The organism is Peribacillus huizhouensis, from assembly GCF_014138605.1.
Lineage (GTDB): Bacteria > Bacillota > Bacilli > Bacillales > DSM-1321 > Peribacillus > Peribacillus huizhouensis.
The window spans coordinates 1-22,782 of the sequence record NZ_JACJHX010000022.1 but is presented as its reverse complement, the minus strand read 5'-3'; the positions used below and the strand labels follow the sequence as shown (position 1 = coordinate 22,782).

Below are 22,782 nucleotides of genomic sequence, written 5' to 3'. Positions count from 1 at the left end.
TATAGTTAATCTGAGTATTGATTTCATAGTAGAATTTTATAGTACTCTAAAAAAATCTAGCTTCTTTTTCTCAATTATTTGTTTTACCAATTGCTGAGATCCTTTAATTTATTTAGGGTTTTAGTTATTTTTATTTCCAGAAAGTAAATTGACAACGTAAATTCCATTAGGTAATATTTTTGATATACCTATTATAGGAATAATTGTTTCTATAATTGAAACGACAAAAGATATTGGAGGTATAGGATGGTTACTTTAATAACGATTGGTCAGACCCCTAGAGACGACTTGTTGAAAGCGTTTAAAAGGGAGGGGATATGTGACTATCAACTGGTTGGTGCACTTGATCATGTTTCGCAAAATGAAATAGATGTATTAGTAAAACAACCGGGAGAAGAAAAATTATACGTTGTATTGAGAAACGGAATGGCAAATATGAGCAAAGGCACGATCGAAAAAAAGGTTGAAGATGTAATAAAAGAATATGAGGATAGTTCTGAAGTTATTGCAGTGTTATGCATGAGTGAATTTACGTGTACAGCTAATCGAACAGAAATAATTTATCCGATTAAAGAATTGAAAGAAAAGGTAGGAAATATAAAAAACGGTGATACTACGATCATATTTGTTCCAATCAAAGAACAGATAGCAACAGCGAAAATAAAATGGGCAATTGTAGAAGGGAATAAACATATTGTAGCTGTTCATCCAAAATCTGAAGCAGTACATGAAGAAATGATTAGAGAGATTGAATTACATCATCCAAAGTATGTGATCATGGATTGCTATGGGTATGACTCGGATTTAGTAGCTCAAATTGAAAGTAAATATTCATGCACTTGCTATAACGCCCAACATTTAATTGTTCAGAAAGTGAAGGCAGTTAGGAATGAATAAAAATAGTTCAGAAATTTTATTAACCTTAGATAAAGGATTACAAGTTATATCGCATTTATCGATGATAAATAGACCAATATCAATTGGTGAATTATCTAAAATAATGAAGATAAATAAATCAACTTTATTCAGAATATTAAAAACGCTGCAAAGAAGAGGATTCGTCTTTCAACAAGATAATGGTGATTATGGTTTGCGTCCTGAGGAATTTAATATTATTGTGGATCGATTTGATAAAAACGAAGCTCTGCAACGCACATTACGACCGGAATTGGAGAAATTATCGAGTCAATGTTCAGAGACGGTAACTCTTTCGGCTCTTGTGGACGAAAAAGTGGAATGCATTGATAAAATAGATAGTCCCAAATCCGTACATGTAACCCATATTATTGGCAGATATTCAGCTTTACATGCAGCTGCTTCTGGAAAAGCGGTATTGGCTTTTATTCCTCAAGCGAAAATAGATAGGATTATGAGTGAAGAGGTTTTGGAGAAATTTACTGATTCTACAATCGTTTCAAAAGAGATACTTGAACAGGAGTTAAAACAAATAAAAAAGAATGGATTTGCTGTTAGTCATGGTGAGTTAGATTTAGGAATTAGTGCAGTAGCTGCACCCATATTCTCGAAATCTGGAAAAATAGTAGGATCTGTTAGCATCCTTGGAATTAGTCAAAAATTTTCGGAAGAAACAATCATTAGTCTTTCAAAAGCTGTGATTAAAACAGCTGATAATATGTCAGTATTATTAAACTATTAATGGGGTGTAGAGATGGAATTGATAAATAAAGATCGATTATGGAAAACAATAAATGATTTAGCTGATATCACAATTGAGAATCAACCATGGACAAGACGGTCATTTACTGCCAAATATAATCAAGGGCGAGAATGGTTAATGAGTGAAATGAGTGAAATAGGTTTAGAAGTAAAAAAGGATGAAGGAGCTAATGTAATTGGACGATTGATTGGTACTGAACCAAACCTACCTCCAATTGTTATTGGATCTCATACTGATACTGTTCCAAATGGAGGAAGATTTGATGGAATTGCTGGTGTACTTGTAGGATTAGAAATTGTTAAGTCTTTGGTTGAACATAACATTGCAATCAAACATACAATTGAAATTGTAGATTTTACAGCAGAAGAACCATCAGAATACGGTTTATCTACAGTTGGTAGCCGTGCATGGTCTGGTAACTTAACCAAAGAAATGTTGACTTACACGAATTCGGATGGACAATCGTTATCAGCTGCGATTACATTCGCAGGGGGAGACCCAAATAATCTATTTAAATGTAAAAAAGAGAAAGGTACAATCGCTCTATATTTGGAATTGCATATTGAACAAGGACCTGTTTTATTAAGAAATAATGCGAATTTAGGTGTTGTAGCAGGGATTGTAGGAATTCAACGATATAAAATTTCAGTAGATGGATTACCAAATCATGCAGGAACAACACCGATGGATATGAGGAATGATGCTCTTACAGCAGCTGCTGAAATGACACTTGCTTTAGAGAAAGCAGCAAATGGAGAATTTGAGCAACCAGTTGTTGGAACAGTTGGCGTTTTTAATAATTTTCCTAATGCATCAAATGTGGTACCTGGAAAAGTAGAATTCGCTGTTGAAATTCGTAGTATTTCTGAAGAGGTGATTGAAAAAGTAGCAAATGACTTTTTAGAAAATGTTGATTCAATTGCAGGGGATAGGAATGTAAATGTACAAATTGAAAATATCTCAAGATCAAGTTCAATTGTAGTAAATGATGAAATTAAGCAATTATTACAAAACTCATGTAGAAAAGTGACAGATAGTGTCATTGAATTACCAAGCGGTGCTGGTCATGATGCAAATCAAATGTCATTGCTTGCTCCGGTAGGGATGATATTTATACCATGTAAGGATGGTAGAAGTCATTGTCCGGAAGAATGGGCAGAGAAAGAGGATTTATATTTAGGAGCAAAGGCTATGTTAAATGCTGTTCTAGAGTTTTCAAAATAAAGTGAAACTTCAATCAGTGGGGGATTTCTTCACTCCCCACTGATTGTTAGTCCCGTTCTACTGTCGCTAATACCTCTACTTCGCTTCGGTAAAGCGACACTACGAACCCGATTGGTTCAACTAAACCTTTGAAGAGCACAAAGGTAAGTTTCACTGTATCTCACCAATCGGGCTTTTACGGGCAGTTGTCCCTCACCTACTCTTCTTCGATTCTTCTAAGCCTTGAGGTGGGGGGGCTTACTGCGCGTTAACGCGGGATAAATCAGGTAGATCAAAATGTAAAAAAGAACTATTCATCTATTTTATAGAAAGAATAGTTCTTTTTATTATATTATCTTTTCAAAAAAGCGCTTGCAATATGATTACTAAGTATATATTATCAAATATAGATAATGTATTATCATTAAATGATAATTGTAATGAAATTGTTGATTGCAATTTCACATTCTTAAGAACGGAGGATTGTAGTGAGTGCAGAAAAAACTTTAGAAATATTGGAACAATTTGATTTTGAATCAAGAACTCTTTCTGTCCCAGAACTAGCAGCTAAACTCCAACAACCACAAAGCTCAGTATATAGACATATGAGGGTGCTTAAAGAAAAGGGGTACATTGTTGAGAGTTCACCTGGATTGTATAGCTTGGGATATGTTTTTTTAAAATTAGCTAAGATTGTAAAAATGGATATTGATCTACCAGTCGTTTCTCAAGTAGCAATGAGAGAATTAACTCGATCAATAGGAGAAAGCTCTATATTATTAGTGCCCTCCAATTTACAAGCGGTTTGTTTAGCAGCCGTTCCTTCTGGACATCCAATTAAAGTTTCATCTGAACAAGGAAATATTGTGCCTATCTACGGAGGAGCTTCTTCCAAAGCTTTATTGGCCTTTATGGGCGACCAAATTGTTAAAGATCTTTATCTTAGTGGAGTTGTAAAAAAACACACGAATCAAACGATTCTCGATTTGGATGTCATGTTAGACCATTTAGAGGAAATTCGCCAAAAAGGGTATTCTTATTCGGAAAGTGAAATTGATGATGGTGTTATTTCTTATGGTATGCCGATATTTGATAGCGACAAAAAGCTAGTTGCATCTCTGAGTGTTGCTGGCCCAAAAGAAAGAATGGAAAGAAAAGAGAAGAATGATATTGTACAGGCAATAAAAACTGCTGTAGAAAAAATTGAAAATCAACTATAAGGGAGTTTTTACCTCATGACTAAAGTAGATCAAATTATTAAAGGGAATATTGTTACTAAAGATACAGTAATCCACGGTGAAGTAGGAATTAAGGAAGGTAAAATCGTTAGTATTCATGAAGGATCAGGAAAATTAGAGTCCGAAAATATCAAAGATTTTGGTGATGCATATGTATTTCCGGGAACGATTGATGTTCATGTGCACTGTTTTAGTAATCCAAATGAAGGATTTGTTACAACTAGTTCTTCTGCAGCAGCAGGTGGGATCACAACTTTCTTAGATATGCCTTATGATTTGCCAAACCCAATTAATAATGTTGAGCAATTCAAAAAGAAAGTTAAGCAGTTAGAAGAAGAAGCGGTTGTAGATATTTGTTTATGGGGAACCATTTCGAAGAAGGGTGGAACGGATCAAATTATTCCTTTAGCAGAAGCTGGAGCGATTGCTTTTAAGATGTCTACTTTTGAAACAGATGAGTATCGTTTTCCGAGAATTCCAGATCCGGAAATCTTAAAAGCTATGAAACTGATTGAAGAGACAGGTTTACGAGCTGCTTTCCATTCAGAAAACGATGAAATAATTGTTGATATGATTGAACAATATCAGAAAGAAGGAAAGGTTTATCCAAAAGCGCATAACGAAACTCGGCCGCCAGTTACCGAAACAAGCGCTGTATTAAAGTTATTGGAATTTGCCTATTGGACGAATGTGAAACTTCATATTGTTCATGTTAGTCATCCGAGAACAATAGATTTGATTAAACTATTCCAAGCCCAAGGGGTTAAAGTGACTTGTGAAACATGCTATCCGTATTTATTAATGGATGTAGATGATCTCGAGAAATACGGGCCAGTTGCGAAAAACAACCCACCATTAAGAGAAAAAGAGGAAGTTCAAGGTTTGTGGGAGCATATCAAAGAAGGCAATATAGATTTAATCTCTTCTGACCATGCTCCATGGAGTGCTGAACAAAAAGTAAAAGGGAATGAAAATATTTTCCTTGCGTCATCAGGGTTGCCTGGCGTTGAAATTATGACACCATTAATGTTTAACAGCACCGTTTCAAATGGAAAATTATCACCGAATGACTTTGCTAATTTAATGTCTACACATCCAGCAGAAGTATTTAATATCCCTGGAAAAGGGCAAATCAGTGTAGGATTTGATGCTGACTTCACTGTAATTGATCCGAATCAAAAAACAGTTATTGACCAAAATTCATTTAAATCCTTCTCGAAATTAACTCCATTTGATGGACAGGAATTGAATGGTAAAGTTATTTCAACAATTGTACGTGGTGAGGAAGTTTTTGATGGAGAAAGTGTGACTCAAAAACCTGGATTCGGAAAATTTGTTGCCGGATCAGCAGCAAAAGCAACTATATCTATGTAAGTATTAAGGTGAAGTCCGTGCTACTTTAGGTAGGAGCTTCCAATTAGATGGGGAAGAACCCCATCTGATTTCCATAAATGTTTAATCAAGTAATAGGATGTACTTTAAAACATTTGAAAGGCATGGTGAAGATATGAAATTATACTATTTGCTAGCGATATTACCCTTTATTGCAATATTAGGTGGAGCTCCTTTTGTAAACAAAGTCGAACCTTATGTATTAGGTTTACCGTTTTTCTTATTTTGGATCATATTTTGGGCATTATCATGCTCAGTGATTATGTTCGTTATTTATCGTTTGGATCCTCTTAATAAGGAGAATGAAGAATGAATATAGCATTGTTAATTATCACACTATTTTTAATTATAAGTATTGTTATGGGGCTTTTAGCCAAACGTGGGAAAGATATGAGTATGGAACAATGGGCAATTGGCGGCCGGGGTTTTGGCGGGGTATTTGTATTCCTCCTGTTAGCTGGTGAAACTTATTCCGTTTTTACGTTGCTAGGAACGAGTGGATTAGCATTTAATAATGGTGCAGCAGCCTTTTATTTATTAGCTTTCACTGCTTTAGGAACAATAACATCCTATTGGCTATTACCAGTCATTTGGAAATATGCGAAAGAAAACAATGTAGTATCTCAATCGCAATTCTTCTCCAAGAAATATAACAGTACAGGGCTTGGCGTATTTGTTGCAATAGTTGGTGTAGTGGCACTGATTCCGTATATCACGATACTGTTTAAATCAATGGGGATTTTAGTTGCAGCAACATCATATGGTGCTATTTCATCAAATGTAGCCATTTGGGTAGGGATGATTGCACTATTAGGTTATGTAATGGTTTCAGGAATCCATGGATCGGCGTGGACCTCTACAATTAAAGATTTCTTAATATTCTTCGTTATCTTATTTTTGGGAATTTATTTACCATTGCATTATCACGGAAGTTTTCAAGGGCTGTTCCAAGCGGTTAGTGAGGTTAAGCCTCAAGCGTTAACCCTTCCTGAGAAAGGGTTGAGCGTTTCATGGTTTATCTCAACTGTTGCAATTAGTTCCTTTGCGTATTTCATGTGGCCTCATGTTGCACCAACAGTATTTGCGTCTAAAAATGCAAAAGCATTTCGTTTAAATGCAGTATTGCTACCGATATACGCTATTATGGTACTATTTGTTTACTTCGTTGGATTTACAGCAATTGTCCAGCTTCCAGGCTTAGAAAACGGTGACTTTGCATTGTTAGAACTTTCAATGAAGTCGTTTGATCCATGGTTTGTCGGAATTATAGGTGCAACAGGATTGCTTGCAACACTAGTTCCTGGATCAATGATGTTAATGTCAGCAGCTACAATGATTACGACCAACGTAATAGAACCTTTAAAGCCAGGGGTTTCTGATAAAAGCAAAGCGCTCTCGGCAAAAGGATTTGTTATATTATTATCAATAGTATGTGCATTTTTCTCTATGAGTGAAAGTAGCACATTAGCCACTTTATATTTGACATCATTTAGTTTAATTACCCAAATGGCTCCATCGTTGTATTTAAGTTTAAGAAAGAATAATGGAATTACTAAATATGGTGCTGGATTCGGAATGCTGGTAGGTGTAGCGATTGTTATCTATATCACATTTACTAAAACGACAATGGCTATGTTATTTCCATCGCTTCCAAGTGTCATTCAAGATTTGAATATTGGCATAATCGCTCTTGCTGCTAATATTTTGGTAATGTTTATTATAAGTTCACTTACAAAAAATACTAGTATCAATGATAGAACCAATGGAAATAAAAGCGATATAAAGTTAACGAGTTAAATAGAGTAATACTATAACGACTGTAAATCAAAAGGGATACATGTTGGGGCTCCACTTCTATCGTTTGTAGAACACAAACGATAGAAGTGGAGCCCTTTTGTTTAAGCATGACTGTTAAACAGTTGAAATGTTAAGAAGCGCAAAGATCTCAATAAGAGGTCTCCTCATTATAAGAGTATTAATGCGACTCCAAAACCTATTATGAATACAATGAAAAGTATTCCAGTAACTTACCCACCTAAACTAACTACTAAAATAACCTAATGAAGGTTGTGGTGCGGAGCTGATCGTGAGTAGCCCCGCTCTTTACCTCAGAAAAATTTCTATGTAATGTGAGTGGATTGTATTATGATGAAGGTAAGTTTGTAATAGGGGGATATTTGTGAATTTGGAAAAATATAAGAATCATTTAATACAAAATACAAAGAAGGTTTTAACGAATTGGTTTGAACCTAAAGAAAATGAAGGAATTCCTCAAAGAGACGTCTATCGTTTTCTACATTCCATCAAAGGAACTGCTGGAACCATTCAGCTTGGCGGTCTGATGCAAGTATCTGATCGGCTTCTTTTGGACCTTGATGAAAATAGCCATAAAGTTTGGGAGCTTGATGAGCTAAGAAACTTTTTATTTGATTTAATGGAGTTAACTTATGAATATGAAAATTTTAAACATATAACAATAAAAACTAGTACAATCCGACCTTCGAATGCACCGCTAATCCAGATAATTGATGATGATGTGTCCATGTTAATTCTACTTAAAGATATGCTTGAAGAAAAAGGTTGGATGGTGATAACAAATACTGATCCTGAAAAAGCGGTTAATCAATATTTCGAAATGCAGCCTGATCTTTTAATTCTAGATATACATTTACCTATGAAAGACGGCTTTCACGTTTTAGAAGATATACAGACTCATAATGAAAAGTATTTCATTCCTAAGATGATAATAAGTATACAAAATGACAAGCAAACAAGAATAAAAGCTTATCAATCTGGTGCAGATGACTTTATCGGTAAGCCAATTGATATTGAAGAGTTCATTGTGAAGATAGAACGACATATACAAAGGAAGAAAATGTTTGATCAATCGGTCTTAATAGATGAATTAACTCAAATCTATAATAGAAGATTTTTGGAAGAAACGCTTCCGCGATATTTTCAAGAATATAAACGGTCGAAACAGGCATTCTCAATCAGCGTGGTAGATATTGATTACTTTAAGCAAGTGAATGATACATACGGACATTTGTTTGGGGATAGAGTGCTAAATGAATTTGCCCAATTTATTAAAAGATCCATTAGAAGTTCTGATTTAATTTTCAGGTATGGGGGAGAAGAGTTTGTCATTATATTTCCAGGAACCAAGAATATAGATGCTCAACAAAGGCTGACGGAACTTATTCATGAATTTTCCCAAAAAGTGTTTATATATAAAGAGAAGAGTTTTACCGTCACATTTTCTGCTGGATTATATACGGTTGATGATGAATTCGTAACTCCTGAAGAAGCGTTTAAGTATGCAGATCACGCTTTATACGAGGCAAAGCGTTTAGGGAGAGCGAGGGTGGAAACTTCTGGAAGGTCCCTTTTTTACAAAAAGAATGTACTCAATGTGTCAGTCATTGACGATGATATCATTATTCGAACCATGCTCTACAAAATAATCGAATCGATTGACATGGGTCATTTAGAACTGAATATTGCGGTCTTTGAAAATGGACCTTTATTTTTTGAATCGGGAAGGGCAGATGACGGTCGGGATCATTTTTTGATTGTTGATGGAGTCATGCCAATCATGGATGGACTTGAGGTCTTACAAAAAGTGAAGTCTGGTCCTTATGCAAACCAATTCTCGGTATTAATGCTGACTGGACGAAAGAGCAAAGAAAATATTGCTCAAGCATTGAAGCTTGGTGCAGATGATTATGTTACAAAACCTTTCTCAGTGCCTGAACTTCAGGCGCGAATTGAACGTTTACTAAAACGAGAAAAATAATGCAGATAAGCTAGAAAAAATGATAAAAAATCCGATCTATATAGAATGGGTGTTATTAGAAGATCACTTACAAGTATGAATATGATAGAAAAATAATGTGAGTGATTCAGCTATTTTCGATTTCTACTCATTTTATTCAAGGAGGAAAAACATGAAACGGATTTTATTGGCAGAAGATGAAGCGGTGTTACGGATGTTAATTGTTGACACGCTTGAGGATGAAGATTTTATCGTTGACGAAGCGGCTGATGGCCAAGAAGCACTTGATTATTTGAAAATGGAAAAATATGATCTTGTAATTCTTGATTATATGATGCCGGTATATACAGGTCTTGAGCTAATTGAAAAAATTAAGGCAGGCGAAACACTGGGACATTCGAAAATTTTGATGCTTTCAGCAAAAAGTCAAGCCTATGAACAAGAAAGAATTCTGTTAGCAGGTGCGGACTATTTTATGGAAAAACCATTCAGTCCTCTTAAACTTTTAGAGAAAATTGAGGAAATTGTAAATGAGGCTTAGTAATTATTTTCGGAACAGCCTGTCCAGACAGGTTATTTTACTCATCAGTGCTTGTTTTATATTTGGTCTTTTAGGTACTGCCCTTTTGTTTTTTCTTCAACAAAACTTAAATCATCAATATATCGAGAATCGCAAGGTCCTCGTTGAAAAACGGAAAACGATTAATGCGATTTATGATGAATATAACGCAGTTTTTTTAGATATTAGAGGATATGTTGCATTGAATAACCAACAATTGATGGAGCGTGCAAGAGGCAAAGAAAAGGGGATAAGAGCGTTAATTTCAGAACTAGAACGGGATAGTGTGACTATTTCTGATATATCCAATTTCCGAGAAATGGTTGAGTTTTCAGATTATTATTTTGGTGATGTGTTGCCAAATATGATTACCAATTATGAAAATGGTAATCATACTGAAATTCTTGATATAGCAAATACAGAGACTACCATGAAAGTGGAGCGGTTTCTAAAAGATACGAAGGCCATAAGCTCAGCGCTTGATAATCAGTTAGCGAAGAATGTAGTCGAACTTAGTAAAAATCAATCAAATTTACAGCTGATCTTTATTGGTTTTATTGTTCTCTTCTTATTGTTCGTCCAATATATTATTCGAATGATTTTTAGAAATATTGGCAAACCACTGATTGACTTCTCATTTGCCGCAAATGAAATTGCCGCTGGTAGAGAAGCGATTATTCATGTGGATCCTAAGAGAAAAGACGAATTAGGTACGCTATCTGTTGCTTTCCAGAAGATGGTTGAAAGTATTCAGGAAAAAGAACAGGGATTAGTTGCTCAAAATGAAGAGTTAATCGCCCAACAAGATGAATTACATGCACAGCAGCATGAACTTGAAGCCACGTTAGAAAGTCTTAGATCACATGAGCAAAAACTCTCTAGAAGAAATGAATTAATTCATAGTATTTCTAGTACCTTAAATAAAAAAGAAGTTCTGCAAAGTGTTGTTCAAAACATGTGTAAGTTGATTGGTGCAGATCGAGGTATCATTAAACTAGTAGAAGAAGACGCTTATGCCGCCTTTGGTCTAACACAAAAAGGTATCGATCGATTTATTCGTTTTATGGATATAGGGTTGGTACAGCGTCTGTTTGAGACAAAGCAAGCATTCACCTTGAAACGGGAACAAGAAATTGCAGAAAAAGGATATCATGAGAATATAAACTATTGTTATGATTTGTATTTACCCGTTCTATCATCTTTGGATAAAGTTGAAGCAATCATGGTGTTCAGCCGATATGGTCACAATTTCTCAGACAAGGATTTAAGTGAATATGAAGCCTTAGCCAGACAAATTGCAATTTCTCTTGAAACAATCAGGATGTATGAAGAAACGGAGAGTAATCGTAATTTAAATCAAGATATTTTAAATGCAGTTCAAGAAGGAATTCAGTTGATTGATCAAGATGGTAAAACGATTCAAGTAAATCAGCGTCTAAATACCATCTTTAATCAAAAAACATTAATAAATGGTTGGATAGGATTGACATGGACGCAATGGAGCTCGCTTATGGCTGAGCAAATTGAAGGGGATAAATTCCTCGTCGATTTGAAAAAAGTCATTGAATCAGCCGTAAATGCAGAAGATGAGCAATCATTTGTTTATTGTAAAAAGGATACAAAACAAATAATTAAGGTGTATGCGAAAACGATCTATCATGGGGATGATACACTAAGAACAATGCTTGTCCATCGTGATATAACGAAAGAATACGAAGTTGATCAAATGAAATCTGAATTTGTAAGCACAGTGAGTCATGAATTACGGACTCCTCTAGCAAGTGTCCTAGGTTTTACGGAACTTCTATTAAATAAAGAATTAAAGCCAGAAAGAAAAATGAAATATTTGCAGACGATTTATAATGAAGCAAATCGGTTAACTCTATTAATTAACGATTTCCTTGATGTTCAAAGAATGGAGTCAGGTAAGCAAACATATGAGAAGAAATATGTGGATTTATATCCAATTATCGAAACGGCAATCGAGCACCAAAAAGTGAATACGACCCTTCATCATTTTGCGCTTAAATCGGATATACATCAGTCCATTGTTTTTGGCGATAAATCTAAGCTTGAACAAGTGTTTACGAATCTTCTTAGCAATTCAATAAAATACTCGCCAAATGGGGGAAATATTACAGTAAGAATAAGTGAGAACCTTGAATCCGTATTCATCGAAATTGAGGATGAAGGATTGGGTATTCCTAATGACGCTATTCCACATTTATTCCAAAAGTTTTATCGAGTAGACAATTCGGATCACAGAAGAATTGGCGGAACTGGGCTTGGACTAGCAATTGTTGAAGAAATTGTAAAAGCTAGTGGTGGAAAAATACTCGTCGAATCTGTATACGGAAAGGGAAGTGTCTTTAAACTTGAATTTCCAAGAGTGATAACAAGAGAGCTAACGAAACAAGCGGAAGGAATCTCATCAGATTTGAATTACAATATCATTGTCATTGAAGATGATTTAAGTTTAGCTGAACTTTTAAAACTTGAATTACTTGATAGCGGATTCCATGTTAGTTACTTTAGCAGTGGAAGTCAAGCGTTTGAGCAAATGAAAACAGCTGTCCCAGACGCCATTGTTCTAGATATTCTACTTGAAGAAGATGAAATGGATGGCTGGAGTATTATGAAAGAATTAAAGGGAAATGAACGATTCCAACATATACCGATTTTTGTTTCAACAGCTCTAGATGAAAAAGAACTAGGTTATTCTTTAGGTGCTCAAGAATATCTTGTAAAGCCTTACCAGCCAAGTCAACTTTCCAAAGTGATTATGCACACTTTGTTAAGTAATGGGAAACAAGGTCAAATCTTAGTGCCTGAATAATCAATTTACATTTATTGTGATAGATGTAGGTGATGTTGAAATCTTTAGTAGGAACGCCTGGATGGGTTTAACAGAATTACCAGTTTTGGTATAATAGATAGATAAAGTCTATAAAATAGGAACGGAGAAGGTATATGGGTAGAATAACTCGTAGTACAAGGAAACTGCTTATTCAAACGACATTATTAGTATCTGTCTGTCTATTTATTAGTGTTGCATTCTATCTTTTTCAGCTGCAATCGATGGAAAAACAGGTTGTACCGGCTTTTTCTGCAAAAGAAAACCAGGTTACGAAAGTTGCTGTTAAGAAAGTTCCAGAATCCTCTTTTCTAGAAAAAGAACCGGACGTACATAAGCGCGAGCAATCGGAAATGCATAAACCAATCACAGTAACGTTTACCGGAGATGTTTTATTAGATCGAAGTGTAGGGGAATTAATAGATGCATATGGAGTAGATTACCCATTTATACAAGTTGGCGAATCGCTCCGGAACTCTGATATTACGGCAATTAATCTTGAAACATCTGTCTCAACACGCGGTATCCCAGCTGATAAGCAGTTTACCTTTCGATCGGATCCAAAGACATTGCAAGGAGTAGTCAACTCAGGTGTTGATGTCGTTTCCTTGGCAAATAATCATACACTAGATTATGGAATCGACGCATTACGTGATACATTTGATCATTTAAAATCGTACAATATTGCCTATACAGGTGCAGGGAATAACGAAGAGGAGGCTTTTTCTGCCTATTATAAGGAAGTGAATGGTAAGAAAATTGCAATTATAGGGATAAGTAGGGTTCTGCCTGAGGTCTCCTGGGCAGCAAAAGGGGATCAACCTGGCATTGCAAGTGGCTATCAAAATGAACCGATGATGTCCTATGTAAAGAAAGCAGCTGAGCAGTCGGATTATCTGATGGTGATGATTCATTGGAATAGAGAAAGGCAAGATTACCCGGAAAGCTATGCTCGAGAAATGGGGAAAGCATTCATTGATGCAGGTGCTTCTGCCGTTATTGGTTCCCACAGCCATTCATTGATGGGGATTGAAGAGTACAAAGGGTGTCCAATATATTATAGTCTTGGTAATTTCATCTTCACAGAATCTGCTTCAAAAAAAGGTTCAGAAACGATGATTGTCCAAGTTACCTTGGATAATGGAGAAATTTCTTCTTCGCTCAAGCCTGCGAAAATTGTCAAAGGACAACCTCAATTCATGGACGAAAACTTTAACCAAGCGATTATATCAAAGCTTAATCAGCTTTCTTATAATATTAAGATTGATGAAAAAGGAGCCGTGAGTTACTTGCAGTAATTCCGACCTTTTTCTGTGGAAAAGGAGCGGGGCTTCGCAAAATTAGTCCCGCACCGCCACCTTCATATGGTAATGCAAATTGAGGACCTGAACCTTTTTCATCGTTGGGCTTTAGATCATATGCCCAACGATGTTTTTTTAATTTAACATATACAATTCTTTCGAAAAATGATAGATTCAAATATGGCAAACAGAATAGAAGCATAGCTACTTATGCTGTATACGGTCATTCGAATTTAGTGGACGACATTAATTATTCTTTTTTACATACGCTAAATAATAAAAACGGGTACAATATTAGAAGTACATGTAGTGATATGCTTCAGGAGGTATAAAGATGAGTAAAATACAGGCTGGAATAGCCATCAAATTAGAAGTAGAACGAGAAGCTGAGTATGGTTATTTTATGGGTGATGGGATGGATAGTATACTTCTCCCTAACAGTGAAATCCAATCTGATTCACAAATTTCAATTGGTGATAAAGTAAAAGTGTTTGTATATCTAGATAAAACGGGGCGCTTGACCGCAACAATGAAAATCCCTGAAGTACGCTTTGATTCCTATGGCTGGGCTGAGGTTGTCAGCGTAAAAAAAGAAATGGGCGTATTTGTAAATATCGGTATTAGTAAAGATATTTTGGTTTCAGTTGATGATCTACCGAATTTACGTCATTTATGGCCAAAAGTGGGAGATGCCTTGTATATTTCACTAAAAACCGACAGACATGAAAGATTATTAGGAAAACTTGCGACAGAAGATGTGATGCAGGAAACGTCAGTTGAAGCCCCGCTAAAAGGAATTCGTAACGCTTCGGTTAAAGGAAACGTATACCGTTTATTATTGGTTGGTTCATTTTTCATCTCACAAGAAGGGTATCGTTGCTTTATCCATGAAACAGAACGAGTAGAAGAACCTCGACTAGGTGAGCATGTGGAAGGGCGAGTTATTGATCGGAAAGAGGATGGGACGTTAAATGTATCCCTTTTACCTTTCAAACAAGATAAAATGGAAGAAGACGCAGCTGTTATTTATAAATATTTATTAAATCGTGGTGGAGCAATGCCATATGGTGATAAAACATTGCCGGAAGATGTAAAATTCCATTTTGGCTTAAGCAAAGGTGCTTTCAAACGCGCACTTGGGAAACTAATGAAAGAAGATAAAGTCTATCAAGAAGATGGCTGGACCTATTCTTCAAATCGAAAATAAAGCTGAGGGTTGATGAAGTTTTTCACTTTAATATTGTGAAATCTGTTCATCATCCTTTTTTTGTTATAGGCTTTGTTAAACGTCGTTGTTAATTTTGGCACTATGTTGTTTTGAGCGGATGGTGTGAGACTTCTGCTTAGAAAAGCGAGTCAAAGTGAAGACCCCGCAGGCGTACAGCGCCATGTAGGCTTACGGATCGCCCGCGAAAAGCGAACACTTAAGAAGAAATCAATAGGCAAGTTTAACAGAGCCTTGTTGTAAAGGGGAATAAAGTTTCACTTTATGTAGATAACATAATTTTTTAATCTAAATTATTAGTATGCAATCTACCTCTTGACGTCAAATACCAAGCTATTTATGTGGCGAGAGCATTGTACTATTAATGTTTTGCTCGTTTTTACTTGAGCATTTATTCACGCGGGAATTGTTTGACTATTCAGTTTACTCGTTATCTCTTTGTCATCCCGCTGTTATGTTTGTTACTAGATCTTCATCTGCTTGTTCTTTGCAGGGGGAGATTCTGTGTTAACATGAATATTGTTAGCTTGAACAAGCGAACAGGGAGGTAACTATTATATGAAAAAATCAGTCTTATCATTAGCTGCGGTTGCAGTATTGTCCATTAGTCTAGGGTCACAAGCAAATGCCCAGGATGTGAAAGTGAAAGATGGAGATACATTATGGGGACTTTCTCAAACACATCAAGTATCTGTAGAAGACATTATGACATGGAACGGTTTGGAAACGGCTCGAATTCATACGGGCGATATACTAAAGGTTTCGAATGAAAAATATTATACGATTAAATCTGGTGATACATTATGGAATATAGCGAAAACAAACGGAGTAACAGTCAATGATATTAAAGAGTGGAACGGTATTGAAAGTGATTTAATTTATCCAGACAATCAGATTGTTATATTGGATAGTATAAGTCAGGCGCCAGTTCAATCTGAAGCCATTCAACAACCAAGAACCGCTGAAGTTCCAGAGGCACAGCCGAAAAAGCAATCAGCATCAACGGCAGCAACAAAACCAGTCGTTAAACAAGCTGCAAAAACGGATGCTAATACTGAAAGTATTGAAAAGGAAATAACTGTTACTGCAACAGCATATACGGCAAGTTGTAATGGTTGTAGCGGAATTACAGCGACTGGAATTAATCTGAAAAACAATCCAGATACAAAGGTAATATCAGTTGATCCATCTGTCATTCCATTAGGTTCAAAAGTCTATGTTGAAGGATATGGATATGCAGTAGCCGGAGACACGGGCGGCGCGATTAAAGGAAATAAAATTGATGTCTTCGTACCTGATTTGCAAGATGCAAAAAATTGGGGCAGAAAAAATGTGAAAGTTAAAGTTTTAAACTAAACGCTTTACATAAACGGAAGGTGTCTTATAGGGTCAGACCTCGCATTCTAAATCAGTAGGTAGAGTATCAAACATTTACCTTATACTGAATTTAGTTGATGCGAGGTCTGACCCTTCTTTTGCAACACCTTTTTTTATTTTGTTTAGCGTACTATATTTATTTTTTACGTTAATTTAACTAGAGATTGTACGCATTGTCCGACCTTTTGTAATAAAAGGTTTTATGTTGTTATTCATATATTGATTTTTGCTCATTGAGCGATTCAAGTTTCTAATATAATTCAATTTGTCTTCATATCGTTCTTTACGTATAATGAAAGTGCTTGTACAATTTTTGAAAATGAATGGAAAGGGTGAACGTGTTGAAAAGTGAGCATCAACAGTTGCTTCAAACTTATTTCGGATATGATTCATTCCGATCTGGTCAGGAAGAAATTATCGAATCGGTTCTAGCGGGATACCATACTGCTGGAATTATGCCGACTGGCGGAGGGAAATCAATTTGTTATCAAATCCCAGCACTAATTTTTTCCGGAATTACGCTAGTCATTTCCCCTCTCATCTCTTTGATGAAGGATCAGGTGGATGCTTTACATCAAAATGGCATTTCAGCTACGTTTCTTAATAGTTCCCTTAGTGCTAATGAAGCGGCAGAACGATTGGTTGGGATCAAAGCCGGAATATATAAACTCGTATACATTGCTCCGGAAAGATTGGAACTTCCTCATTTTTTGCATCAATTAAGTGAACTGGACATTTCATTTGTTGCCATTGACGAGGCGCACTGTATATCACAATGGGGGCATGATTTCCGTCCGAGTTATTTGAAAATCAAAACACTCCTACAAGAAATTCCGCAGAATCCGGTTGTCCTCGCCCTAACAGCTACTGCTACACCAATCGTCAAGGAAGATATTTGCCGAACTCTAGATATCAAATTAGATCATCAATTTTCCACTGGTTTTGCCCGAAATAATTTAACATTTTCCGTTTTGAAGGATGAAAATAGAGCGCAATTTTTAATGAGATATTTGGAAAAAAATCAGAGTGAGTCTGGAATTATATATGCATCAACAAGAAAAGACGTAGACCGGATTTCGCAAAAACTTACGAATTCAGGGATTAAAGCAGGTAGATACCATGCTGGGATGAATGAGGAGGAACGTACTCGTCAACAAGAGGGTTTTTTAAAAGATGATATAACGGTTATGGTGGCTACTTCTGCCTTTGGGATGGGAATTGATAAATCGAATGTGCGGTTTGTCTTACATTATCAAACACCAAAAAATATGGAAAGTTATTATCAAGAAGCGGGCCGTGCCGGTCGAGATGGTCTTGACAGTGAATGTGTCTTACTTTATTCGCCGCAGGATTTACATATTCAACGGTTTTTCATTGATCAATCGCAAGGCACAGATGAATGGAAGGATCAGGAATTACAGAAGTTGAATCAAATGAAAGATTATTGTTTCACAGAAGGATGTCTACAAGCCTTCATTCTTCGCTATTTCGGAGAAGAGAATCCTGAAGATTGTGGGCACTGTGAGAATTGTAAAGACAATCGTGTTGAAATGGATGTTACGACAGAATCACAAATGGTTTTGTCCTGCATGATTCGTATGGGTGAACGTTTTGGAAAAACATTAATTAGTCAGGTGTTAACAGGTTCTAAGGTGAAGAAAATAGAAGAATTTGGTTTCCAGAAGTTAACGACTTATGGCATTCTTTCAGCAAAATCAGCTAAGCATGTCGCTGATTTTATCGACTATTTAACTGCCCAGCAATTCATTGAAATAACCGGCGGCCAATATCCAGTGCTAAAAGTGAGTGACACGGGCAAAGAAGTTTTACTTGGAAAGCGTAAGGTTATGAAAAAAGAATTGAAGAAGGTACAAACTATTACAACAGTAGATAGCGGTTTGTTCGAAATGCTCCGCCAAACTCGAAAGGAAATTGCTCAGAATGAAAAGGTTCCGCCTTTTATAATATTTTCCGATGCGACATTAAAAGACATGGCCGCTAAATTGCCGGTAACTGTTTCACAAATGCTAACGGTTAAAGGTGTTGGGGAGCAGAAGCAAGATCGTTACGGTGATCGATTCCTTCAAACAATTGCTAAATATCTAGAAGATAACCCGGAAGCTGAATTGGAGAAACCAATTGTGATGGAAGGTAAGAAACAAACAAAAAAAGAAGCTACATATTTGGAAACTTACCGTTTGTACAAAGAAGGAAACAGCACTGGTGAAATTGCAAGTATACGTGGTTTAAGTAAAATAACGATTGAAAATCATCTTGTTACATGCGAGGAAGAGGGTTTAAATATAGAGTGGGACATGTTTCTTCCTAAGGAGAAACTGGAGTTGATCTATCAAGCTATTGAAAGCATAGGTACGGATAAACTAAAGCCGATTAAAGAAAATTTACCAGAAGATATATCTTATTTCATGATAAAATTAGCTTTATTGAAAATGGGACAAACGAATGCATAATTTGGATAAATAAATTCAATTTTTATGAGTATACTAATTTAAGAAGTTGGTAACCTATTTCTTTACTTATATTATATGGTCATCAAAAAAAGAGCATTAGACATCTAAAATGATAATTTTTAATCGTGGCTACGTAAAATGAATGTAGTTGTATAAAAATTGATTTTTGGAGGGGCCAGATGGAAGAGAATCGTGATACACCACCAATTCAACAACAGAAGAATATCCCAAGTAATACGAATGTAATTTCAGTAAAAAGTTGGTTGGGCACTTTAGCATTGTTAATCATACCGTTCGTTAACATTATCTTATTGTTTGTTTGGGCATTCGGCGGTGACGCCAATTTGAACAAGAGGAATTTTGCTAAGGCACAATTGATACTAATGGCTATTTTTATCGGCATTTACCTTATTGTTTTACTGTTTTTTTTAGTACTGTTTGGAATTACTGCGAATACTTAATAACCAAAATTAGTTAAGACGTTGATTATTGAACTAAATCATTTAATGATCATCTTGTCTATTATTTCCATTGAATTAGAGTGAGGTTGTAAGCTACTTTTAATGATGTTTTAGGGTGTTGATGAATTAGTTACATCCACCTGTTTTTTTGATAAATAAATCCTGGTATTTATGAGTATACTATCCATAAAGGAGGTTACTCTTATGTACTTTGGTAAAAAGAATGCAGAGGAACCCGTTGTAGAAATGGTCGATACAGTCGTCTATTCATGTGAATCGGACGCTTGTAATGGCTGGATGAGAAAAGATTTTGCAAGTGCAGAAAATACTTGTCCAATGTGTGGGAGCAATTTAGTTGAAGAAATAAGGGAATTACCGAAAATTACAAACGAGTATAATGCTTATCGTTAAGTCGTAAAGGGATTGCCTATAAAGTAATCCCTTTCTTCATGGGAAAAGACATTGACAAGTTTATTAAACGATGATATAGTATATTTCTTATGTGTTTTTCTTATGAATCACACAGAGGGTAATTTTAAATAGAACATTTTTATTAAAGCATGGTAAAACAGTGATGTTTTAGCAGCATAGAAGTACGACAACGTGTATGTAATGAAGCCTAATGGCTTATTAGTAAAGAAACCCATTTGTATTTTCCTCACAAGTTTTTTTATTCTTCAAGTAAACACACTTCTATTCTTTCTTTCCATTGGATAATGAACCCTTGTGTCTAGGGATTTCCTACAGTTACCTTTAATAAACATGTACTTACAGTCAAATCTGATTCTCGCTGGCGCGGTCTAGGAACCGTAGTGATGGGAGAGAGGTAGGGCTTTCATTGTTTTAGGTTTGGATCAGAAATTACTCTCATGCTTTACGAAACACATTGAAAAATCTGTCATCATTGTGTTTAACTTAATAGGGTCTTGCATAAGGGACAGCCCTTGCGCTCTGTATCAGTATCTAGTGTTTCATACACTTATCTTATACTGTTTTGGTTGCGGGGTATGTCCCTTTGCATTGAGTCAGCTTCTTTTTTATATTGTAAAATTATTTCGCTTCTACAGATCATTTTCCCTTCTAGATGTAAGTCCTAAAAAAGGAAGATAGGAGAGAGCATAATGTAACGATAGTTTTCCTTTTGCAAAGCGCTTATGTTGTTCTTATGGTATAATGAAATAGAACGACTATTAATGGTTAACAATTTTTGGGGGAATCCGCACCGAACCATTTTAATCAGAGGAGTGAGCTATTTTGTATAGACGTAATAATACAGAAGAAGTGGAACCGGTAGAAACAAAGATTTGGGATTGTGTATCTCCGACTTGTAAGGGATGGGTTCGAGCGAATTTTACCATGAGTGAACAGCCTAGCTGTCCTTTATGCAGTAGTGATATGGTTGCTACGACAAAGATGCTCCAAGCGATTGATAATCCAGGATTTAAATAAGAACAACAAGCGAACTACACATCTAATGTGTATTATTTTTATTCAATCAACTTCATGACTGCAATTATTAACATTCTTTTATGAAAAAGAACTACCCATTAGAAGGTTATTTTTAACCTCACTGATGGCTAGTTCTTTTTGTATGAAGGCCATAGGTAAGGGTCTTCGTGACTTACAAATGAGCCTACTACTTAGCAAGTATACGAACTTCAACTTAGAAAGCATCTAAATTTCCAGCTCTGCACCGCCACTATTGTGATTTGGCGAGTGTAGCTTACTACATTGTAGATACTTCATAGTAAATGGTGTGTTATAGCGACATTTCTGTTTTGTTAGTGTATGTCTTTCTTTTTAAAGCGTCCCCCGCGCACTTCTGCAATATCTCCTACCGCTAAGAATGCAGATGAGTCATAGTCCTTTACAATTTCCTTAAGCTTAGCTTCTTCAAGGCGGTTGATTACACAGAAAATGACTCTCTTGTCATCTCCAGAAAAAGCTCCTTCTCCACTTAAGTACGTTACACCACGCCCTAGTCGGTTTAAAATGGCATCACCAATTTCGCGAAATTCATCACTAATGATCCAAACAAATTTTGATTCATCCAATCCAGCAATGACGATATCCATTGTTTTAAAGGCTACATAATATGCAAGGACGGAATACATTGCCCGGTCCCATGTATAGACAAAACCAGCACAAGCAAAGATGAATAAGTTGAAAAACATGATCATTTCCCCAACTGAAAAAGGGAGCTTCTTGCTGGCAAGTATCGCTAATATTTCTGTACCGTCTAGAGAACCGCCATATCGAATAACGATTCCGACGCCGATGCCGACAATAATTCCGCCAAAGATCGAGGCAAGTAAAATATCTTGTGTAAACGCTGGAACATGATGGAGAAATATGGATGTGATAGAAAGTACGACAATGCCGTAAAGTGTAGAGAATGCAAATGTTTTACCAATCTGTTTATAGCCTAAGAAGAAAAACGGAAGGTTTAGAACGAAGAGAAATACTCCTAATTTCCAGTCTGATAGAAAAGAAAGCATAATTGAGATCCCTGTTATTCCTCCGTCGATAACATTATTAGGAACAAGGAATACTTCCAAACCAGTACTCATTAATATTGCTCCGATTGTAATTAATATTCCCCTTTGAAGAACTTGCCTCGGAGTGAGCTTTTTATGCTTCGTTTTCTTAATCATTGTTTCAACTGTCACTAAATCTGTTTCGTTTGACATAGAGACCCCTCTCTTTCTGTCTAAATACGTACTTGACATAAATAGTATAGTCTTCATTAATTATTATACAGTCTACTTAATCATAAAAATATTATTATTCATTAAATTTTCAAAAAAAACAGTTTATATTTCCTTAACGGGTAGTAAGACCTCTACTGATTGAAGTTTCACTATAAAAACCTTATGGGATTTAAGTAACATTTTTGGAGCTGAACATCATTATTTATAAATAGTGTTATGACGAACGAAGATACAAAAGGAAGATTTATCTTGTCTAGCTATTGGATCTAATAATTGCAAAAGATTTTACGGCATTTATTTATAGATAAAATTTGTATGAAGTCTATCCATTATTCATATATTGACATGCAAAGTTAAGAAATGTCTTTTCTGTATGAGTTGATTACTATACACTGATAATTAAGTGAAACTTTCATAAGGGGGAGGGGTCTCACCCTTTTTAATGTGTGCCAGGCATGGCAACTATCTAGGTGGTGAAAGTCCACTGTGGGGGTACACATCGACTAACCACTAAGGAAGCGCAAGGTACTTATCGCG

At 35.8% G+C, this 22,782-nt stretch carries 18 protein-coding genes; 17 read left to right on the top strand and 1 reads right to left on the bottom strand.

The genetic code is table 11. The annotated features are described in order from the left end of the window. The first annotated feature begins 246 nt into the window (after positions 1 to 246). The 17 genes from HNP81_RS20740 to HNP81_RS20660 all read left to right on the top strand — a co-directional run bounded on the left by HNP81_RS20740 (position 247) and on the right by HNP81_RS20660 (position 20,983). Positions 247 to 897 (top strand): AroM family protein, encoded by a 651-nt coding sequence (locus tag HNP81_RS20740; protein ID WP_028391390.1) that lies wholly within the window; start codon positions 247 to 249, stop codon positions 895 to 897. Then, positions 890 to 1,657 carry an IclR family transcriptional regulator gene (locus HNP81_RS20735; RefSeq protein ID WP_182503870.1) on the top strand — a complete coding sequence of 256 codons (768 nt, stop codon included), beginning with the start codon at positions 890 to 892 and terminating at the stop codon, positions 1,655 to 1,657. The genes HNP81_RS20740 and HNP81_RS20735 overlap by 8 nt, the downstream gene beginning before the upstream one ends. 12 nt (positions 1,658 to 1,669) lie before the next feature. After that, positions 1,670 to 2,902 (top strand): N-carbamyl-l-glutamate amidohydrolase ErtE, encoded by a 1,233-nt coding sequence (gene ertE, locus HNP81_RS20730; RefSeq protein WP_182503869.1) that lies wholly within the window; start codon positions 1,670 to 1,672, stop codon positions 2,900 to 2,902. A gap of 467 nt (positions 2,903 to 3,369) precedes the next feature. After that, positions 3,370 to 4,101 carry an IclR family transcriptional regulator gene (locus HNP81_RS20725; protein WP_028391387.1) on the top strand — a complete coding sequence of 244 codons (732 nt, stop codon included), beginning with the start codon at positions 3,370 to 3,372 and terminating at the stop codon, positions 4,099 to 4,101. A gap of 15 nt (positions 4,102 to 4,116) precedes the next feature. Beyond that, positions 4,117 to 5,493, top strand: coding sequence for a hydantoin-5-propionate amidohydrolase (locus tag HNP81_RS20720; RefSeq protein ID WP_182503868.1), 1,377 nt, complete (start codon positions 4,117 to 4,119; stop codon positions 5,491 to 5,493). 133 nt (positions 5,494 to 5,626) lie between these two features. Next, the gene (locus HNP81_RS20715; RefSeq protein ID WP_028391386.1) at positions 5,627 to 5,824 is read left to right on the top strand and encodes a DUF3311 domain-containing protein; all 198 of its coding nucleotides are present in this window, start codon (positions 5,627 to 5,629) and stop codon (positions 5,822 to 5,824) included. After that, positions 5,821 to 7,308 carry a sodium:solute symporter family protein gene (locus HNP81_RS20710; RefSeq protein WP_182503867.1) on the top strand — a complete coding sequence of 496 codons (1,488 nt, stop codon included), beginning with the start codon at positions 5,821 to 5,823 and terminating at the stop codon, positions 7,306 to 7,308. The genes HNP81_RS20715 and HNP81_RS20710 overlap by 4 nt, the downstream gene beginning before the upstream one ends. Before the next feature lie 382 nt (positions 7,309 to 7,690). After that, positions 7,691 to 9,307: a GGDEF domain-containing response regulator gene (locus HNP81_RS20705; RefSeq protein ID WP_312859714.1), complete on the top strand. Its 1,617-nt coding sequence runs from the start codon at positions 7,691 to 7,693 to the stop codon at positions 9,305 to 9,307. Between the two features lie 151 nt (positions 9,308 to 9,458). Then, positions 9,459 to 9,827: a response regulator gene (locus HNP81_RS20700; RefSeq protein WP_028391383.1), complete on the top strand. Its 369-nt coding sequence runs from the start codon at positions 9,459 to 9,461 to the stop codon at positions 9,825 to 9,827. After that, the gene (locus tag HNP81_RS20695) at positions 9,817 to 12,681 is read left to right on the top strand and encodes an ATP-binding protein (RefSeq protein WP_182503866.1); all 2,865 of its coding nucleotides are present in this window, start codon (positions 9,817 to 9,819) and stop codon (positions 12,679 to 12,681) included. Before HNP81_RS20700 ends, HNP81_RS20695 begins: the two co-directional genes overlap by 11 nt. A gap of 134 nt (positions 12,682 to 12,815) precedes the next feature. Next, positions 12,816 to 13,997, top strand: a complete 1,182-nt coding sequence (locus HNP81_RS20690) for a CapA family protein (RefSeq protein WP_182503865.1) — start codon at positions 12,816 to 12,818, stop codon at positions 13,995 to 13,997. 337 nt (positions 13,998 to 14,334) lie between these two features. Beyond that, positions 14,335 to 15,207 (top strand): CvfB family protein, encoded by an 873-nt coding sequence (locus HNP81_RS20685; protein WP_182503864.1) that lies wholly within the window; start codon positions 14,335 to 14,337, stop codon positions 15,205 to 15,207. A 576-nt stretch (positions 15,208 to 15,783) separates the two neighbouring features. After that, complete coding sequence (locus HNP81_RS20680) at positions 15,784 to 16,581, top strand: LysM peptidoglycan-binding and 3D domain-containing protein (RefSeq protein ID WP_182503863.1); 798 nt, start codon at positions 15,784 to 15,786, stop codon at positions 16,579 to 16,581. 344 nt (positions 16,582 to 16,925) lie between these two features. Beyond that, positions 16,926 to 19,073, top strand: coding sequence for a DNA helicase RecQ (gene recQ, locus HNP81_RS20675; protein ID WP_376766775.1), 2,148 nt, complete (start codon positions 16,926 to 16,928; stop codon positions 19,071 to 19,073). A gap of 179 nt (positions 19,074 to 19,252) precedes the next feature. Next, positions 19,253 to 19,534: a hypothetical protein gene (locus HNP81_RS20670; RefSeq protein ID WP_182503861.1), complete on the top strand. Its 282-nt coding sequence runs from the start codon at positions 19,253 to 19,255 to the stop codon at positions 19,532 to 19,534. A gap of 204 nt (positions 19,535 to 19,738) precedes the next feature. Continuing rightward, positions 19,739 to 19,945, top strand: coding sequence for a cold-inducible protein YdjO-related protein (locus HNP81_RS20665; RefSeq protein WP_028391376.1), 207 nt, complete (start codon positions 19,739 to 19,741; stop codon positions 19,943 to 19,945). Positions 19,946 to 20,788: 843 nt separating this feature from the next. Further along, entirely contained in the window at positions 20,789 to 20,983 is a 195-nt protein-coding gene (locus HNP81_RS20660; protein ID WP_051404923.1) for a cold-inducible protein YdjO-related protein, read from the top strand. A 332-nt stretch (positions 20,984 to 21,315) separates the two neighbouring features. On the opposite strand, the gene HNP81_RS20655 is transcribed toward HNP81_RS20660, so the two are convergent. Next, the gene (locus tag HNP81_RS20655; protein WP_034301526.1) at positions 21,316 to 22,188 is read right to left on the bottom strand and encodes a YitT family protein; all 873 of its coding nucleotides are present in this window, start codon (positions 22,186 to 22,188) and stop codon (positions 21,316 to 21,318) included. Positions 22,189 to 22,782: the final 594 nt, after the last annotated feature.

Coding starts and splice junctions, on each gene's coding strand:
- HNP81_RS20740 (WP_028391390.1), top strand. CDS start 247: ATGGTTACTTTAATAACGATTGGTCAGACCCCTAGAGACGACTTGTTG.
- HNP81_RS20735 (WP_182503870.1), top strand. CDS start 890: ATGAATAAAAATAGTTCAGAAATTTTATTAACCTTAGATAAAGGATTA.
- ertE (WP_182503869.1), top strand. CDS start 1,670: ATGGAATTGATAAATAAAGATCGATTATGGAAAACAATAAATGATTTA.
- HNP81_RS20720 (WP_182503868.1), top strand. CDS start 4,117: ATGACTAAAGTAGATCAAATTATTAAAGGGAATATTGTTACTAAAGAT.
- HNP81_RS20715 (WP_028391386.1), top strand. CDS start 5,627: ATGAAATTATACTATTTGCTAGCGATATTACCCTTTATTGCAATATTA.
- HNP81_RS20710 (WP_182503867.1), top strand. CDS start 5,821: ATGAATATAGCATTGTTAATTATCACACTATTTTTAATTATAAGTATT.
- HNP81_RS20700 (WP_028391383.1), top strand. CDS start 9,459: ATGAAACGGATTTTATTGGCAGAAGATGAAGCGGTGTTACGGATGTTA.
- HNP81_RS20695 (WP_182503866.1), top strand. CDS start 9,817: ATGAGGCTTAGTAATTATTTTCGGAACAGCCTGTCCAGACAGGTTATT.
- HNP81_RS20690 (WP_182503865.1), top strand. CDS start 12,816: ATGGGTAGAATAACTCGTAGTACAAGGAAACTGCTTATTCAAACGACA.
- HNP81_RS20685 (WP_182503864.1), top strand. CDS start 14,335: ATGAGTAAAATACAGGCTGGAATAGCCATCAAATTAGAAGTAGAACGA.
- HNP81_RS20680 (WP_182503863.1), top strand. CDS start 15,784: ATGAAAAAATCAGTCTTATCATTAGCTGCGGTTGCAGTATTGTCCATT.
- recQ (WP_376766775.1), top strand. CDS start 16,926: ATGGAAAGGGTGAACGTGTTGAAAAGTGAGCATCAACAGTTGCTTCAA.
- HNP81_RS20670 (WP_182503861.1), top strand. CDS start 19,253: ATGGAAGAGAATCGTGATACACCACCAATTCAACAACAGAAGAATATC.
- HNP81_RS20665 (WP_028391376.1), top strand. CDS start 19,739: ATGTACTTTGGTAAAAAGAATGCAGAGGAACCCGTTGTAGAAATGGTC.
- HNP81_RS20655 (WP_034301526.1), bottom strand. CDS start 22,188: ATGATTAAGAAAACGAAGCATAAAAAGCTCACTCCGAGGCAAGTTCTT.